Genomic DNA, 18,338 nt, shown 5'->3' with positions numbered 1-18,338 from the left:
GATGACGTGCGAAATTAATCGAAGGCTGCTCGTGGCTTCCGGCTGCGTTGCGCCACTAGTCAATGATCAGCCGAACCACCGAGGGTGCGCCATCCACTTCAGCGCGAATCAAGTACGTGCCCGGAGCCAGGCCATGCAGTGGTATCGGGTGCAGCACTTCGCCGCTCCGTGTGCCCAGGTCCATATGGAGCACTTGGCGGCCCGTGGCATCGGCAAGCTGCAGGCGCACTGGCGCTGCATGGGGAAGTTCGATGCGCACGCGTGCCTGCCCTTGAGCGGGGTTGGGCAGCACCTGCAGGGCCCCGCCTGCGGAGAGCTCCTCAACGCCCACCGGCATGCCATTGAGGTTGATGTCGTCGATGTACAGGTTGTTGCCGCCATCGCTCTCGAACACGAACTTGAAGCGGAAGTTGGCGATGTGGCTGGTGGCGCCGATGTTCGTGACCGTGGTTTGCCCCCATTGCTCGGGGCCATTGGGAACGAAACTGCTGGTGGTGGCAGGCGCCGTGGGAAGCGTGGTGCTTCCGCGCATGATCCGGCGCAGCAGCCAGTTCTCTCCGCAATCGTTGCTGATGTGCAGGCTCAGGATGTCGTCCGTACTGGTGCTGCGGCGGGCGTATGCCCATCGGAAGGAGATGGACACGGCCTCGGCATCAATCAGGTCGAATGTGCGTGAGAGGAGCTCGTCCGTGTTCCCGGCCATGGCCGTTGTGTTCAGCACCCGGACGCTCTTGGCGCCGGTGTACGCGGCCGTGCTGGTCAATTGGAAGGTGTTGTCGTTGTTCCCGTTCAAGGTGAACCACTCCGGGCCATTGAGGGCAGAGAGCGACTCGAAGCCTTCGGTCACCGGCGCTTCCTCCCCGGGATTGGCGAGCACGGTGATGTACGCGTTCGCCGTGGTCGTCAGGTTGGCCGTTCCGTCCGATACTGTCAGGCTCACCGGATAAACTCCGGGCTCGGAGTAGGTGACGGTGGCCTGCGCTTCTTCCGCTGTGGCCGGCGTGGCGCCTGGGAAATCCCACTGCCAACCGGTGACCCCGTGGAAGCTGAGATCGGTGAAGGTTATCGGAGAGCCGGCGCACACCAGACGGGCGCTGCTCCCGAAGGCGGCCTGGCAAAGCGTCGGCGCATCGTTCGCTCCTGTAGCTGCGAGATTGGATGCGGTGTGCAATTGGTTGCGCTGCGCGGTGCCGCTGTTGAGCGCGGCGATCATCCGGGTCTTCTGGCCTTCGGTGAACATCTTGCAGCAATAGCTGTACTCCATGTAGTTCTCCACATTGTCCAGCGAGCCGCAGCTGGTGCCGTTGATCGCGCAATAGGTCCATCCGATCGTGTTGGGCGTATCCTGCACGCTGTCATCCATGCCGCAGTTGTCCTCATCGCCCGGAGTGTTGCTGTTGCCCCAAGTGTGCGCGAGGTTGATCCAGTGCCCTACCTCGTGCGTAAGCGCCCGGCTGCGGCCCACGCTGCCCGTGCCGATAGCACCGGTGTAATCGTGCAGGATCACGATGCCGTCCCAAGTGGGCTGGTTGTTCACCGAGCTCGGGCGGTAGGTGTAGCCGGCAGCACCATCGGCGCTGGCGGCTACCCAGATGTTTAGGTACTTGTTGCGCGGCCACTGGATCAGGTTCTTCATGGTCTGCGTGCCGTCGTTGGTGAGGGCGCTCAGCGTGCGTGTGATGCCGTTGGTGCAATTGCCTTGGGGATCGCGCTTGGCCAGCTTGAATTCAACGCCCACATCAGCCACCAGTGGAAGGAAATCGGGCCGCACGTTCGGCCAATCGGGATTCAGCTTGTTGAAGTCCTCGTTCAGGATGCGCACGGCATCGATGACCTGCGCATCGCTGATGTTCTCCGGCCCGTTGTTGTGGATGATGTGGAAGACCACGGGGATCGTGTACACCACGCGCTCGGCCCCACTGTTCTCAGCAGCCCATTGCGCCGTGAAGGCCTCGAGTTCAGCATCGGCTTGAGCAATGCGCTGGCGCTCGCCCATGGGATCGGGGTGGCCGGCCAAGGCCTTGTCCAGGTCATTGGCACCGCACGGATGCACAGGTGATTGCGCCGAGGATTGGGTGAAGCTGAATAATGCAGCGATCAGCGAGAGTGAAAGTTGGCGCATGCGCGAGGGGGGGGGTCTAAGGGGTGCCAAAATACCCGTCCCAGCCTCACCCGCCTGTCACAGCTTGGCAATGCTATTGCGGCACGATGGATCCAAAACAGTCCAGGCTATCGCTCAATAGCAGTGCGGTTCCGACCAATCCGGATATCACCTCCCCGAACGCGACCTTGTCCCCGACGAGGGAGTCAGGGCATCACAAAGCGCACAGCCTCGCTCCGATTCCCGCCACTTACCCGGAGCATATAGCCACCTGCGGCCCGACCCTGAATGGGCAGGGCGATCCGGTGGCTGCCAGCGCCCAAAGACAGCGGTCCTAGCTGCGAGACGACGCGACCCAAGGGGTCCAGCACATCGAATCGAAGCCTGTCTGGTCGATCCAGGTTGAGCAACGCATCAGCGGTTCCGGCTGAAGCATCGAGGAGGATTCGCACCCCGGATTGCCCATCGGGCAGCTCATCGATTCCGACCAGTCCGCCCTGCACGTTGATGTCGTCGAGGTAGAGGTCGTTGCCGCCATTGCTCAAGAACACGAATCGCACGCGGAAGCTGCTGGTGCAGAGGTTCGCGCCGATGTTGGAGAATTGCGCGAAGCGCCACTGCTCGGGATTTGTCGGCGTGAATGCCCCGGGCACCACCCCGGCTGTGAGCAAACTGGTGTTGCCGCGCATGATCTTGCGCAGCAGCCAAGTGTCGCCGCAGTTCGCACTGACGTACACGTACAGCTCATCATCATCTGCAACGTACCGCTTGGCGTAGGCATAGCGGAAGCTCACGATGCCGCCGGGCGCGCCGCTCAGGTCGAAGGTGTTCGAGATCAGCTCATCGGTGCGGCCTGCGCTGAAGATGGTATTGGGCAGGCGAGCGCTTCGCGTGCCGGAGTACGCTGCGGACGTGGTGAGCTGGAAGCCGCCATCGAGGCTGGGGTCAATCACCTCCCAGGTATCATTCGGCAGGATCGAAGCTGATTCGAAGTCTTCGTTCCAAGGCACGGGCTGCCCGGGGCTCGGGAGCACGCGGATGTAGGCTGTTTCAGTTCGGGTGAGGCTACTGCCGTTGGCGTCAGTGACCGTGAGCGTGACCTCGTACTCTCCGGTCGTTGGGTAGGTCACGGTCGGCGCCGCCTCGGTGCTTGTTGCCGGCTCGCCGCCCGGGAAGCTCCATGCGCGCTGCACGATGCCATTGAAGCTCTGGTCGGAGAAGCTCACGCTCCCGCCCGAGCACACCGAGCGACGGTTGGCCGTGAAGCGCGCTTCGCACACCGTGCCGGTTCCATCTACGCCTGTGAGCGCCAGGTTCGCCGGCTGCCAGAGGTTCTCTCGCTGCGCGATCGGCGAAGTGAGCGCAGCAAGCATCCGATCGCCCTGCCCAGCGGTGAACATGCGGCCGCAATAGCTGTACTCCATGTAGTTCTGCACATTGTCCAGCGTGCTCCCGCAGCTGGCGCCGCTCAGCACGCAGCTGGTCCAGCCACGGGTGAGGGGGGTATCCTCCACGTCGTCGTCCATGAAGCAATTCGCTTCATCGCCTGGCTCGTTGCTATCGCCCCAGCAATGCTTCAGGTTGAGCCAGTGGCCCACTTCGTGGCTGAGCACCCGCGAGCGGAAAGCGGAGGAAGTCCCGATGCTCCCCACGTAATCATACCGCACCACGATGCCATCGGCCTCTGGCCAGCCATCGAGCCAGATGGGGTAATAAGTGTAGCCCGCCGCTCCGTTGGCGTAGCGGCATACCCAGATGTTCAGGTAGCGGTCTCGCGGCCATTGGATCAGCTGGGTCATTTCGAAGTCCCCCAGATTGGTCTGCGTGCTCTGTGTACGGGTGATGCCGTTGGTGCAATTGCCTTCAGGATCACGTTGAGCCAAGCGGAACTGAATGCCAACGTCGGCAACGATGTCAATGAACTGCGGGTGCGTCGAGGTCCAATCCGGGTTCAGTTTGTTGTAGTCCTCGTTAAGGATGCGAACAGCGTCCTGTACCTGGGCATCGCTGATGTTCTCTGTCCCATTGTTGTGGATCACGTGGAAGACCACCGGGATCACATAGTCCTCGCCTCCGCCGCGTGCGAAAGCACCAGTGCGCGCATCGAGCGCGGCCTTGGCTTGGACGGCGTGCACCATGGCGCCGGGATCAGCAGCCAAGTGACGGCTCAGCTCTGCGGGGTTGTTGGCCAGGCAACGGAAGCCCTCATCCTGGGCAATCGCGGTGAAGGCAAAGGCCAAGGCAGGAAGGAGAATCGGATAGCGCATGCGTGAGGGGCGTCGAATGTAGGCTCAACGGTTCGCCCCAAGCCCGAACCAAGGCTGGCCTTAAGCGCGTTGGCCTTGGAAGTCTGAACACCCCGGACCGCGCTCAGGGCAACTGCTCATTCCTTGAGTTCGTGGGTACCGCACCTCCAATGTTAACCAGAATCGGATCACGGTCGTTCTGGAAGCCAGTGTAGCGTACCACGCCGTCGAGGTTCACGTCTTCGGGGTAGTATCCCGCCGCAGTCGCGGTGGGCACAGATCCGCCGATGCGCACCAAGATGGGATCACGGTCGTTGTCCGCATTCGTGTAGCGCAGCACGCCATCGCCGCTCACATCGCCGGCCCAGAGCATGCTGATGCCATCGACCAAGGTGCGCGCATCGGTGCCATAGGTCACGGTGGCCGGATTGGTGAGGTCGATGCTGACCACGCCAGTGCCATACTGCTGCGCCACGTTGGTCATGGCGGCCAAGTGGTTGCGGTGCCACGTCGCCATTTTGTATTGCCCGCGCGGCGCGTTGGGGAACCATAATGGCTCTTCGCCATTGGGCATCACCACCTTGCCGTTGGCCAGTACCAGGGCCGCGCGCTCATCCACAACGGTGCTATGATTGGCGCCATCGCGCAGCTGCACCATCACCCAATCCACGGGCGCATTGCTGCCCGTGCGGTCGAATAATGCCTGGCTCATGGTGGCGCCCATGCCGTAGGGATCGCTCATAGGCAACAGGCCTGCGGTCTTCAGGCTGGTGCGCATCGCGGTTCCTGTCCAAGCGCCTTCGAGCACAAGGTTCAAGGCGAGCTCGCTGTCCCCATCGGTGAAGTCGTAGATGCCATCCATGTCGCGGTCAACGCCATGCCGGATCTTGGTGGTGGGGTGCACGAGGGTCCATGTGAGCGGTGCGCCGCCGGCTTGGGCGGCCGCGACCAACGCGGTGTGCGTGACGGCTGCGGCCCCGTTCTGGTCGGGCTGGTAGTTGTTGCTGCCCAAATAGTAGAAGCCGCGCGGCACGCCGCCCCAGATGCCTTTCACCACCATGCCGTACTCGCTGGCACGGGTGTCGGCCAGGTCCTTCAGCACGTTGAGCGTGGTGGTGGAGCCGATCGATCCGTTGATCGTATGGCGCATGCCCACCGCGGGGAGCACATCATTCACGGCAGAGGCGGAGAATGGGAAATTGGTGGTGTTGAAGCACTGCGAGCAGTTGGCATTATCGATGCCTCCTGACCAACTAAGGATCTCCGGCTCGTAGTCCCCCATGTAATTAGCTGTACCAGCACCGTTGTACCATGTCTCCATCACACCTTCGGACAATAGCCCGAAGCCACTGGTGCATTCGGTGGTGTTGTAGAAGAAGCCCGTCTTCCGGTAGGCGCTGCGCAAGTCACCGGCCATGTTCCTGTTCATGGTGAAGCCTTGTGTGTTGTTCGTGGTGCCTCCCGCGCCGGGGGCGTTCCCGGCCACCTGTCCATTCCCGGCAAGGTCACCGCGTCCCGTTTGTGCATTGTGGCAGGGTACGCAATTCACGTTGACGGCAACGAAAAGATTCACCGCTGGAGGAACGCTCTGGAACGTGACGCCTGTACCTCGTACGCGGTTCGGGTTGATCCGCGCCGTGGACGATTGCGAATTGGGCTTGTAGACACGGTATGGGTTCGGCACGTACCAGCAGGCGGCCAGGAAATCACTGAACTCCTGCATGCTCACCACATCCAGCGGCGCATCGGCGCCTTGCAGGTTCTGGAATGCGCCTGCGAAATCGGCGAAGCCATCCTTGTCGCCGCGCCAATGCAGATTGCCACGGCCCCGACCGATGATGTCGATGAGGAATTGCGTGGTCTTCACGCCCTTCAACGGATGGAAGCTCTTGCCATCCACGAGCGCCATCTCGCCGGACGGATCCCCAAGGTCCCAACCGAGCCGGTCCCAACGGGCATCCACATGACAGCTGCCGCAGCTGATGTGACCGTGACCGCTGCCGGTGTGGGTGTTGTACAAATGCTTGCGCCCGGTCTTGATCACCTGCGGCGTGGGGTCGAAGAAGGCTGTGCGGCTCACTTCCTTGTCCGTGGAGAGGTCGATGGTGGAGATGCTGCCACCGAATTTGTTGATGACGTACGCGCGCTGGCGTGCTTCATCGATCACGACGCCCGTTGGGCCTTCGCCCACGGGGATGGGGTCCGGAACGGTGCGGCTACCCGTGGCATTGATCGTGATCACGTTGTTGGAGCCCATGCCAGTGACGTATGCCTTGGTGCCATCCGTGCGCCAGGCGATGCCGCGCGGGTCGCCCAAGGCCTGCTTGCGCACCGCTGGAGGTGAAGTGTGGGTGCTGTAATTGATCTGCGGATTCATGTCCGTGATCGCCACGGAGCCCGAGGGTGGTGCGAAGCGCGAAACGTTCACCCGAAGGAACTTCCCTTTCAGGTTTGGCTCGAAGCGGATCTCGTTGGTGGCATCGGTACCCACCACGAACACTTCGCCAGTGCCGGGCCGCACGCTCATGGCCATGAGGATATTCCCCAACGTGCTCTTATATGTGACTGCATTCGTGCTGGTCGCGATCATGGCCACATCGCGGTCCGGCATGTCCCAGCCGGCTTGACGAACGCCAGCGCCTCCGCTCACGATGTTCGTCCAGTCATGGTTGTTGTCGTCCATCCATTGGCCGGACGCGTTCTTGCGCACGATCATCGTGTTGGTCTCGGTGGACGGCGGGTTGCTCGGGTTGAGCGGTGGGTTGAATCCCGTTCCGGAATTCGGCACCGGGACCACGCCGCCGTATGGCCCGGTCGGTCGCTTGACATCGTTCGGGATCAGGGTGCACCCCCCCTGCGTAGAGCAGATGCCGATCTTGGTGGGCACGTGCTCGGTGGAGAAGAAATCATTGCCGCTGATGGCGGTGGTGCGGTTGCCGCTCTCGAAGAAGGCGCAATAAACCGTGCTCCCATCGGGGCTTACGGCCAGTGCGCGCGGTTGCTCGCCTTTCAGCAGGACCTCAACGGGCGCGGTAGCGAGGTTGGCCGGGTCGAACACCTGGATGCTCTCGCGCTCCGCACAGCTCACATAAGCCTTCTGCGGAGTGCCTGCGAACACCAGGTCGGCCGGCTCGTTCTCAGTCGCAACACTGCGGATGGTGGCCTTCAGGGTGAGGTCCACGATGCTGATCTCGTCGCTGACCTGGCAGACCACCCAGACCTCATTGTTGGTGCGGGCGCGCACCGTTACCGGATCAAGGCCAACGGGTATGGTGGCGAAATGCATCATGCCCGTGGCGCTCAAGGTGAACACCTCCAGGCTGTTATTCGCCGTGTTCACCGCGAGCAATTTGGTGCCATCGGGCGTCATGGCGATCGGGCTCACATGCGCCGACTCGAAATTGGTGAAGCTGCTCGTCGGCACTCCGTTGCCGATCGCCTTGGCCGTTCCCTCGTCCTCGGGCCCATGCTCGAATGCAGTGAGTCCGGCGATCAAACCGAGACTGGAAAGCGCGATGATCGACTTGCGGTTGGCGGAGAAGAAGCGCATGGGGAGGTCGATTTCCCGGGGCCTGTCACGCACCGGCAGTTTTCAGACCGGCCAAACTAGCCCATTGACGCGATCAGAACAAGCCCGGATTCCCCTCACCCTTATTGTCCCGTCGTTCGCGGTCGGCATCGGAACCAGCGCCCGTTGGCGTGCTAGGTTGCGCGGAATCACGTACCAGCCCATGACCCCTCGCACCGTTCTGGCTACTCTGATGGCCAACCTCGCCTGCTCGATTAGCGCTCAATCGCTCGATTGGGGCCGCAGCGTCAATGGTGCCTTGACAGAGAACGCTTTCGCCACGAGCATTGATGGACAGAACAGCGTTTGGACGGCCGGCATTTTCGTGAATACGGTGGACCTCGACCCTGGAGCGGGCACCTTCAACGTGAGCAGCAACGGTGATCACGACATCTTCATCCAGAAGCTCGATTCTGCGGGCAATTTCCAGTGGGGCGGATCCCTGGGCGTGAGTGGCGCAGAGTACGGGCGCTCCATCGTCATCGACGCCCAGGACAATATGTACCTCACTGGCCGCGTGCGCGGTACCGTGGATCTCGACCCCGGGCCGGGCACCGACTTCCAGACGACGCCGAACACCGTTTTCGCGGCCTTCGTGATCAAGCTCAGCGCCTCGGGCTCCTACCAATGGGGGCGCATCTTCGGCGGGCTTGGGAATGATGAGGGCTATGGCATCGCCATCGATGGCCAGGGGAACTTGATCACCGTGGGCGCGCTGGGCAACGGCGGCGACCTTGATCCCGGGCCAGGCACCGCTACGGTGGCGGGCATGGGACAACAGGATGCCTTCGTTCAGAAGATGGACAGCAACGGCAATTTCCTTTGGGGCTTCACGGTGGGAGGCACTGCACAGGACATCGCATATGCTGTTTGCGTGGATGCGCTGGACAACCTTATCGTTACCGGTGAGTTCCGGAATTCCGTTGACCTGGACCCCGGGCCTGGAGTGGCCACGCGAACCAGCGGCGGCGATGCAGACATCTTCGTGCTGAAACTCTCTTCCTCGGGCGCATTCATCTGGGGCCATGGGATCGGCGCCAGCGGCAATGAGCGCGGAAAGGCGATCGGCGTAGGTCCGGATGGCGGCCCTGTCCTCACTGGCCGCATCACCAGCAGCACGGACTTCGACCCCGGGCCGGGGGTGCTCAGCCTCGCGGGCGATTTCACCGAGCCGGCTTTCGTGTGCAAGCTCAGCAGCGATGGCTCCCTGACTTGGGCCTTCATGCTAAAGAGCTTTCTCAACGAAGGGCTTTCGCTCAAGGTGGACGCCCTCAACCGGATCACGATTTGCGGGGTCTTCGGCAGCTTCGGTTCAACCGCCCTCGACCTCGATCCCGGGCCAGGCACGCTTGAACTGCTCACCAATGGCGGCGGCGATTGCTTCGTGGCCAGCTACACGGCCAATGGAACGGTCATCTTCGGATTCGGATTCGGCTCCGCCCAGAACGATGTGGCCAACGCGCTGGCACTCGGCACGCAGGGACGATTCGTGGTTGCAGGCGCTTACCTGCAGACCATGGATGCGGATCCCGGGCCCGGCGTATCGCTGCTCACGAATGCAGGAAGCACCGATGCATTCGTCATCCAGTACCGCAAGCCGGACTGCGCCGGCATCTTCGTGCGCGCCAAGGCTTTCCTCGAAGGCGCCTACGATACGGGTTCCTTCCTCCCTCAACGCGACGACCTGCGCTTGGCCGGACTGATCCCGCTGAACGAGCCGTACAGCGACTTGGGCTTCGTGCTGGAGCAGGATGCGAGCACCACGCAGCAAGCGCTCACCTGGACGCTGTCCTCTGCTATTGTCGATTGGGTGATGGTGGAATTGCGCGTAGCCGATGATCCCAGCGTGGTGATCGCACGGCGTGCAGCGCTGCTTCAGCGCGATGGGGATATCGTGGCCGTTGATGGCGTGGCCCCTGTAGGTTTCTGTGCTGGTGATGGCGAATACCACATCGCTATCCGCCACCGCAACCACCTGGCCGTGATGACCGCTCAGCCCGTGGCCTTGTCGGGGACGCCAGCAGTGATCGATTTCACCAGCCCGGCAGCGCCCACATGGGGAACAGAAGCACGCAAGTTGATTGGCGATGACATGGTGCTCTGGGCTGGCAATGTCGAACCGGATGGCGCGCTGAGGTACATCGGCCAGCAGAACGACCGTGACCCGATCCTGGTACGTGTCGGCGGAAGCATCCCTACCAACACCACGAGCGGGTACTGGCCCGAGGATGTGAACCTCGATGGCGTGGTGAAATACGTGGGCCAACAGAACGACCGCGATCCGATCCTGCTGAACATCGGCGGCAGCACGCCCACGGCCACGCGCGTGCAGCAGCTGCCCTAGTGCAGTTCCTTAGCGCTATGCTGATGAAGCGATCGCTCCTTTCGACCTGCGCAATGGCCCTCTCGGCGGCGCACCTGATCGCGCAGCCGGAGCTCGATTCCTTGCGCGACGTGCTGGCAAGCGCCGCAGATGACAGCATGCGTTATGAAGCGCACCTCTCGCTGTTCCGTGCGCATTTGCGACGAGCGCCGGATAGCGCCCTCTTCCATGCGGAAGCCATGCGGGGCCTGGCAGGAGGCCGGTTGCCGCTGGTCCGCGCGCAGGCTGAGAATGCGGTAGGCATGCCGCTCACGATCATGGGCCGCCACGACCGCGCGCTGGAGCACTACCTCTCGGCGATCGACCTTTATGAGCAGGCCGGTGATCACAGTGCGACCTTGATCATCCATAGCAGCGTGGCCAACGCGCATGCTGCACTGAAGCGCTACGGCAAGGCGGTGGAGCACTACCGGATCGCTGCCGATGGTTATGCGAGAACGGGGCAGCCGCTGTGGCAAGCGGGCATGATGCAGGAACTCGGCAAGGCCTACCGCGATTCCGGGCAGCTCGATAGCGCCGAGGCCTGCTTGAGCCGATCCATCGATTTGCTCACGGGTGTTGGCGGCGCACATGGATCCATCGCGCGATTCGAGCTGGCGCAATTGCGCGCGATGCGCGGCGACCATCAAGCCGCCATTCCGCTCTACCGGGAGGCTTTAGCATCAATGGGTCCATCAGGCGACGCCCCGGTCCGCTGCGGCATGCACATCGGCTTGGGCCATGCGCTCCTGGCCGCAGGACGGCCCGTCGAGGCAGCAGAGCAATTGCGTATCGCGACCGAGATCGCCCGCAGTGCGAACCTGACCGCCTCGCTGGCCGATGCGCTGCGCGCCCAAGCCGATGCTGCGCATGCGATGAACGACCATGCACTCGCTTTCAATCTGCTACAGGAACACCTGGCTTGGCGCGATACGCTGTACCGTGCCGAGCAGCAGCAAGCCGTGGCCGATGCACAGGAGCGTTTCGAGAGCGCGCGAAAGGATACGGAGATCGCGCAGCAGCGCTCAGAGGTGGAGCAACGCACGCTCCTGGCAGGGATCGCCGGTGCCGCAGCGCTGATCATGGCCATTGCCGGATTGCTCCTGCTGCGCGCGTACCGTCTGCGCAAAGCGCTCACGGAAGCCTTGGGCATGAAGAATCGGGAGCTCGAAGGCGCGATCGGCGAGAAGGACCTTCTGTTGCGCGAGCTGCACCATCGCGTGAAGAACAACCTGCAACTGGTGGGCAGCCTGCTGCGCATGCAGGGGCGGCGCATCAACGACCCGGCCGCGCGCGATGCCGTTCGCGAGAGCCAGGATCGCGTGCGCAGCATGGCCCTTATCCATCAGGACCTTTATCGTGCCGACGATCCGCACGGGATCGCCATGAGGCCCTATGTGCAGAAGCTGATCCAAGGCCTGATCGAGAGCCATGGGATCAGGGAGGACCGCATCCGCATCGACCCTCAGGTGGATGAGATGCGCCTGGACGTGGATACCGCAGTACCCATCGGACTCATCTTGAACGAACTGCTGGTGAACGCCATGAAGCATGCCTTTCCTGAAGGTCGCGCGGGCCGCATCACCGTGGCACTGCGGCAATCAGGCAAGGAGCTCCTTCTGGAGGTGCGAGACGATGGTGTGGGGCATCCTGAGAAGACGGATCACGAGGGCTTCGGTCTGCAATTGCTGAAGAACTTCGCCACACGGCTGAACGCGACCTACGACATGAATGGCTCACCGGGGACCGCTGTGCGCATGACTATACGCGAATTCAAGATCACTGTATGAGCATGCAGCGCGCGCGATTGCTAGTCGTTGAGGATGAGCCGCTGATCGCGGCGGATATGCAGGCGATGCTGGAGGAGATGGGGCATGATGTGGTGGGAGTGACGCATAATGGCACAACGGCGATCGCCTTGGCTCAGCAAGAGCAGCCCGATCTCGCGCTGCTCGACATACGGTTGCACGGCGATCCTGACGGTATCGAAGTGGCCAAGGAGCTCACGCATCGATTGCGCATTCCTTTCCTCTTCATCACTTCGCATGCCGACCCGGCCACCTTGGAGCGCGTGAAGGCCACCAAACCCGAAGGATTCGTGATCAAGCCCTTCGAGGCCGCCGACTTGCGCGCGCAGATCACCATCGCATTGGCGCGCATCGGCTTCGGTACGGCCAAGGGTCACCTGCTCGTGCGCGACAAGGGCAGGCTGGTGAAGGTGCGCATCGACGACATCCGCTACTTGGAGGCGGACGACAACTACGTGGTGATCCATGCCGATGGGCAGCGTTACGCGCTCTCGGCTACGCTCAACAGCATGGAAGAGCGCATCGCCTCAGCGCATTTCGTGCGCATCCATAGGAGCTATCTGGTGGATGCCCGAAGGATCACAGCGCTTTCGGAGAAGGAAGTGCTGATTGAGGGCGAACGTTTACCGCTGGGCCGCACGCACAAGGAGGCTGTTCGGGCAGCGTGGGTCGGGCGTTGAACTAGTACACCAGCAACCTTGGCTCGCTCATCTCCTCCATCGCGTACTTCACTCCCTCACGCCCCAGCCCGCTGTCCTTGATGCCGCCGTAGGGCATGCTGTCGATCCGGAAGCCCGGCACGTTGCCGATGATGATGCCGCCCACCTCCAGCTCTTCGTGCGCCAGCTTCATATGGGCCACCGAGTCGGTGAACACGCCCGCCTGCAGGCCGTAGGTTGAATCGTTCACGGCCGCAATGGCCGCGCTGAAGTCCGCCACTTCCTCGATCACGGCCACCGGCCCGAAGACCTCAGCGCAGCTCACCTTCATGTTGTTCCTGGTTCCGGTGAGCAAGGTGGGGGCATACACGTTGCGGTCAGCGTCGGAGGCCTTCCCTCCTGCGAGCAATCGTGCGCCGCCCTTCATCGCTTCATCCACCCAAGAGCCGATGCGCTCGAAGTGCCCTTTGTCGATGATGGGGCCTACGGTCACGCTTGCATCGCCCGGGTCGCCCGACTTCAATGCGGCGTATTCCTTCACGAGCAGGTCGCGGAACTGGACGAAGACGCTCTTCACCGCGTAGATGCGCTGCGTGCTGATGCAGGTCTGGCCCGCATAAACGTTCGCGCCGATGGCCACGGTCTTCGCGGCGGCGGCAAGGTCAACGCCTTCGTCGATGATCACCGCTGCATTACCGCCAAGTTCCAGCGCGAGCTTCTTCTTGCCGCAGATGTTCTTCAAGTGCCAGCCCACCTTGTCACTGCCGGTGAAGCTGAGCATGGCCACGCGTTCGTCCTTCACGAGCTTCTCGGCTACAGGCACGCCGCACATCAGCACATGGAACGCGCCCTTCGGCCAGCCGATCTCCTCCATGAACTTGCCCAGCACCAGCGAGCACAGCGGCGATTGCGGCGAAGGCTTGAGCACCACCGGACAACCCACGGCCATGGCGGGTGCCACTTTATGCAGCACCAGGTTCAGCGGGAAGTTGAAGGGGGTGATCGCGGCGATGACGCCTATGGGGAAACGCTTGGTGAAGGCCGTCTTGCCTGCGCCCGCGCCGAAGTCCATGGGCGTGACCTCGCCCCAGAAGCGCAATGCCTCAGCAGCGGCCGTGCGCACCGTAGTGATGGTCCGAGCGACTTCGATGCGAGCCGCACCGATGGGCTTGCCCGCCTCATTCACCATCAACTGCGCGATCTCCTCTTCGTGCTTCGCGATCAACGCAGCCAGCGCTTCGAGCTTTGCGCTGCGCTCACCGGCGCTCATCCTCTTCAGCGCTTCACGACTCGCGTACGCAGCGGCGATCGCCTCTTCCATCTGCGCCTCCGTGGCATTCGGCAGCTTGGCCAACGCGGTGCCGTGGTACTTGTCAACGACGGTGTTGAAGGTGCCATCGCCCTCGAAAGAACGATGGCCGTTGATCAGGTTCGCCGGTGTGTAAAGGGAGTCGGTGGCAACGCTTGGCATGCGCCAAAGGTACCGGCTTCACTTCGCCAAGTACCTGCCCACCGGCTTCAGCAGCACCACCTGGACCTCCTGCTCCTCGAACTTCTTGAAGCTCGCTTCCACCTGCTTCTCTGGCCATATGATCTGCACACGGCCCTTATCCAGGTCGTAGGCTGCCGTATAGAGCGTGCCGAAGCCGCGGAGGTATTGTTGGCTGTACAGGGGGGGCTTGAGAAACTGCTTGATGAGCGCCGCGTGCGTGAGCTTGGGTTGCGCGATGCTGTGCTCCAGATGATGCTTCCGCTCGATGGTGTGGGTGAAGGCCGCGTACTCGTCCCACTCCACTTGATGCTGGTGGTTGCAGGCCACGGCCTGATAGATCACCTGCGCCGGACGATCATGGTTCATGTACACCGTGGCGTATTTGCCGCTCTTGTCCACAACCGTCACGTTGTAGCCCATGTGGACGGGGATGCGCTTGAGCACCTCACAGGCCTCGTCGGTGGTGCTGCACGTTTCCAGCACGTAGCGGATCACCAGCGGAATGCCGAAGCCCGTGCCCCACACCTTCCTGCCACCGAAAGCGAGCGAGAGCGCAAGGCCGTCCGCGTTCATGCCGTCGAGTAAGCCCCACGCGCTGTCCTGGATGCCGATCACCGGCTTCACGTACTCGGTGTAGCGCAGTCGCCCATCGAAGTAGCGCGGATCGAAGTCGTAGTTGCGGATCAGCGTGGGCGATCCCTTGGTCCATGCCACCTGTGAGCAGCCGGCCATGTACGGCGGCGGGCACCACATGGTGAGGAAGCGGCTGGCCACGTCGTCGTTCTTCGCCAGGCGACAGAGCGTGTTGTACACCGGGATCAGCTCCGGCATGTGCAGCTCCAGCAGGCTGCGGCACGTGACAAGATCCGGTCGCGCGTCGAGGCCCTCGCTCTCGTACCAGATCCTGAATAATGGCCACGCGCGGTCGAAGAAGGTCTGCCAGCGCTCGCTGGGCCAGGGCTCTTTCACCAACTTCAGGTGGACGTACATCTAGCTCACAATTCGTCGAGGTGAATGGGCGGTGGTGAATGGCGAATAGCGGGCTCAGGCCCATTCACCAATGACCATTCGCGATTCACCATTTTCCTCACATCATCTTGAACCCGCCGATCTCCAGCAGATGCTCGTGCCCGTTCGCACCTGATGCCCCCGGCGCCACGCTCTTGAACTGCCTGCGTATCGCCGCCAGCCACTTCTTGCTGCGTTCGGTGAGTTGGAAGTCATCGGTCATCATGCGGCCGCGCATCACTAGGATGCCCATGTCGGCGCCTTCGTAGAACCAGTCGCCGGGGCGCGTAATGCGCAAGAAGAAGGCCTCGTTGTCCTTCTCCACGTACCGGCGGTGGGTGTCCATGCGCCAGAAGTAGATGCTGCCATCCTCGCGCATGCGCCAGATGCCGCTGCGGGGGGCTTCGGTCACGCGCTGCACATCGTCGGTGGTGTACTTGATCACCATCTGTCCCCAGGTGTCGATGTTCTCCGGCTTGGCCCAGCGGCGGTTCAGCGTATTCACGTTCAGCTCGTACGGCACGTCCATCCATTCCAGCGTGTGGAAGAGATGCAGCGGCGCATCGCTCAGCGCGAAGACCGCGTGGTTGGTGATGGAGCTCGCGCCGGTCACGCGCGGGTTCAGCTCGCCGAGGTAGATCTCGCCGTTGTCGGTGTCGATGAGGAAGTCGAGCTCGAAGTAGCCTTTATAGCCTTCCTTCAGGAGCTGGTCGCCGAACTTGCGCGCATAACGACGCGCCTTGGCGCGGATCTCCGGCGTGAAGGTGTCGCTGAAGATCTCGTTGCCGCACCAGCCGCCCTTGTATGGGGTGAGCTCCTTGAAGCCCACGAGTTCCGTCATCAGCGGCGCAACGATGGTGCCATGCCGGGTGACGCAGGCCTCCATGGCCGCGCCCCGGCAGTTGATGCGCTTCATGATCTTGCATTCCTTCTCCGCTTCGATCTCCTTCGCGTACTTGTCGTAGTCGGCCTTGGTCTTGATGAAGAAGGTGGTGTGGCCGCTGTCGCCATAGGGGGTCTGCACCACGAGGTCATTGCCGAGCTTGCCTTTCTGGGCCACCGACAGCAAGTGCTCATAATGCTTCACCGGACTGAGCACGTAGGGCACGCAGGGCACGCCGGCCTTCTCGGCCACGCGGTTGGTGTTCACCTTGTTGTCCAGCCAGCTGCGGAGCTTGGCGGGCGGGAAGATCACCTCGAGCCCGGCCTTCTTCGCGAGCGCCTCGGTCTTCTCATCGAACATGAGGAAGAGGGCCTTGCCAGCGCTCCTGTTGCTCATCCGCCGGCTCTCGATGTAGTCGCGCACCTCGCTGTGCGTGAGCAGGTAGTTATTGATGTCCTCGATGCTCTGGAATTCCTCGTGCGGCTCCTCGGTCTTTGGGCTCATCAGGTTCGGATGCAGCCCATCGAAGCAATCGATGTAGGTGATGAACTTGAAGCCCTTGATCCATTCGTCGGCGCCCAGCAGGTTGAAGTTGGTTGCGCTGATGAAGTAGATGGGCACCTCGTTGCGGTAGAAGAAGCGGCGGATGTCGCTGATGCCCTTGAGGAGATTGGCGGGCGGAGCGGGCTTCGTTCTGCGCGCGCTTCCGCCTTGACGGGCCTTGGTGGTGCGCTTGGTGGCTTCCTGGCCTGCGACCCAGCCGGTGAAAGACCGTTTGGTGAGGGCCCCGGTCCTGGAAGCGGGCCTGGCCTTGGAACTCTTCTTTGCCATTCGTGTGCTTGGTTGCGCTCGTGGTCCGGGTAAAGGTGGGAGTTGCCGGGCAATTCTAATCTACGGATCAGCTTGAGGCGATCGTGCAGCAAAATAGATCAAGGCCTCAACCTAATCCCTTGGCTGCTGCGATCACCACGGCATAACGCGCCGCCTTGCCGATGAGCATGAGGACCGCCGTGGGCAGAGGTCTCGCCCGCCCCAACCCGAGTGCGATGGCGATCGGGTCGCCGATCACCGGCAGCCAGCAGAGCAGGGCCGCCCATGCACCGTAGCGCGCTGTTCGCTGCTGCCAGAGAAGCGCTTTGGCGGGATCAGCGCGCAGCCACCGGGCCATGCGATCGAGGTCGCCCAAGCGCCCGAGCCCGTAGCTGCTCATGCCGCCGAGCGTGTTGCCGGCGCTCGCCACGGCCCATAAACCGATGCTGCTCCAAGGCCCGGCCAGCATGGCCAGCAGCACCAGCTCGGAGCTGAAGGGGAGCACCGTGGCCGCCAGGAAGCTGGCCATGAACAATCCCGCCAAACCGGCCGTTGCCCATTCCGGACCAAGCTCAAATCCCATGCGGCGCAAGGTATCCGTGGGCCTTCGGCATAACCTTTGGCCCGGCGATGAAGCATCATCACCATTCCACATGAAAACCTTGCTCCCCACGCTGCTCGCGGTCCTGCTCGGATCAGCGCAACACTTGGCGGCGCAGCGCAATCAGCAACGCTGGGACGATCGGCCGGCATCGCGCTGGAACAATCGGCCAGCCACGATCAGTGGCGGCTTGGAGATCGGCATCCCCATCGGCGAATTCGATGAGGCCTGGGGCAGGCAGATGGCCGGCCTCAGCGCCAACTTCACGATGCCCATGCGGCGCTTGCCCTTCAGCTACGGCTTCGATTTCGGCTGGCAGCGCATGGGGTCGCGCGCTCAGGAGGTGACCGTTGACGTGGAGGACCTCGGCCTCACCACCGGTGAAATGAAGGTGCGTAGCAGCATCTATGGCTACCATGGCCTGCTGCGCTTGCAGCCCTTGCAAGGCAAGGTGAGCCCTTATGCCGAGCTCATGACCGGCATGCGCCATTTCGTGACGCGTTCGGAGATCGAGGCGCGTGGGATCGACGACCCTGTGAGCGAAGAGCGACTGGCCAGCGAGTTCATCGGCAGCATCGGTTGGGCAGCGGGGATCAACTACGCGCCCACGCGGAATTTCTTCGCAGAGCTGCGCCTGGAGCGGCTCAACGGCGGCAGGGTCGGGTATGTCGACCCCCGTTCCATCGTGGTGGACCAGGCCGGCAATGTTGACTACAGCACCTTGAGCAGCGGCACGCGCGTGGCGAACCTGACCTTCGGGGTGGGGCTCCGCTTCTGATCACGGCATCAACCGTTGTTGG

General features: G+C 62.5%; 11 protein-coding genes. 4 read left to right on the top strand and 7 right to left on the bottom strand.

The features are described from left to right. Nucleotides 1-55: 55 nt before the first annotated feature. From IPK70_00490 to IPK70_00480, 3 genes are all read right to left on the bottom strand, one after another. On the bottom strand, nt 56-2,122 hold the full coding sequence (locus tag IPK70_00490; GenBank protein ID MBK8225634.1) for a PKD domain-containing protein: 2,067 nt from the start codon (nt 2,120-2,122) through the stop codon (nt 56-58). A 185-nt stretch (nt 2,123-2,307) separates the two neighbouring features. Next, nucleotides 2,308-4,368 (bottom strand): PKD domain-containing protein, encoded by a 2,061-nt coding sequence (locus IPK70_00485; GenBank protein MBK8225633.1) that lies wholly within the window; start codon nt 4,366-4,368, stop codon nt 2,308-2,310. 103 nt (nt 4,369-4,471) lie between these two features. Continuing rightward, complete coding sequence (locus IPK70_00480; GenBank protein ID MBK8225632.1) at nt 4,472-7,897, bottom strand: hypothetical protein; 3,426 nt, start codon at nt 7,895-7,897, stop codon at nt 4,472-4,474. 211 nt (nt 7,898-8,108) lie between these two features. Between IPK70_00480 and IPK70_00475 the strand changes: the two genes are divergently transcribed. From IPK70_00475 to IPK70_00465, 3 genes are read left to right on the top strand one after another with little or no spacing between them, the layout of a single operon-like run. Continuing rightward, nucleotides 8,109-10,259: a hypothetical protein gene (locus IPK70_00475; GenBank protein MBK8225631.1), complete on the top strand. Its 2,151-nt coding sequence runs from the start codon at nt 8,109-8,111 to the stop codon at nt 10,257-10,259. 23 nt (nt 10,260-10,282) lie between these two features. Then, a complete protein-coding gene (locus tag IPK70_00470; protein MBK8225630.1) occupies nt 10,283-12,067 on the top strand; it encodes a tetratricopeptide repeat protein in 1,785 nt (594 codons plus the stop codon). Further along, entirely contained in the window at nt 12,064-12,765 is a 702-nt protein-coding gene (locus IPK70_00465; protein ID MBK8225629.1) for a response regulator, read from the top strand. The genes IPK70_00470 and IPK70_00465 overlap by 4 nt, the downstream gene beginning before the upstream one ends. A 1-nt stretch (nt 12,766) precedes the next feature. Here the strand turns inward: IPK70_00465 and IPK70_00460 are convergent, their stop codons facing one another. The 4 genes from IPK70_00460 to IPK70_00445 all read right to left on the bottom strand — a co-directional run bounded on the left by IPK70_00460 (nt 12,767) and on the right by IPK70_00445 (nt 17,520). Beyond that, entirely contained in the window at nt 12,767-14,215 is a 1,449-nt protein-coding gene (locus IPK70_00460) for an aldehyde dehydrogenase family protein (GenBank protein ID MBK8225628.1), read from the bottom strand. Nucleotides 14,216-14,233: 18 nt separating this feature from the next. Next, nucleotides 14,234-15,226, bottom strand: coding sequence for a hypothetical protein (locus IPK70_00455; protein ID MBK8225627.1), 993 nt, complete (start codon nt 15,224-15,226; stop codon nt 14,234-14,236). 97 nt (nt 15,227-15,323) lie between these two features. Next, entirely contained in the window at nt 15,324-16,958 is a 1,635-nt protein-coding gene (locus tag IPK70_00450; GenBank protein ID MBK8225626.1) for a biotin carboxylase, read from the bottom strand. 106 nt (nt 16,959-17,064) lie between these two features. Then, the gene (locus IPK70_00445; GenBank protein MBK8225625.1) at nt 17,065-17,520 is read right to left on the bottom strand and encodes a DedA family protein; all 456 of its coding nucleotides are present in this window, start codon (nt 17,518-17,520) and stop codon (nt 17,065-17,067) included. A gap of 70 nt (nt 17,521-17,590) precedes the next feature. Here IPK70_00445 and IPK70_00440 point away from each other — a divergent pair, with 70 nt between their 5' ends. Then, on the top strand, nt 17,591-18,316 hold the full coding sequence (locus IPK70_00440) for a hypothetical protein (protein ID MBK8225624.1): 726 nt from the start codon (nt 17,591-17,593) through the stop codon (nt 18,314-18,316). The last annotated feature ends 22 nt before the right edge of the window (nt 18,317-18,338 follow it).

The sequence above is a fragment of the Flavobacteriales bacterium genome (assembly GCA_016712535.1).
Classification (GTDB): domain Bacteria; phylum Bacteroidota; class Bacteroidia; order Flavobacteriales_F; family PHOS-HE28; genus PHOS-HE28.
The sequence above is the reverse complement of the archived record's forward strand: the minus strand, read 5'-3'. Positions and strand labels throughout refer to the sequence as shown.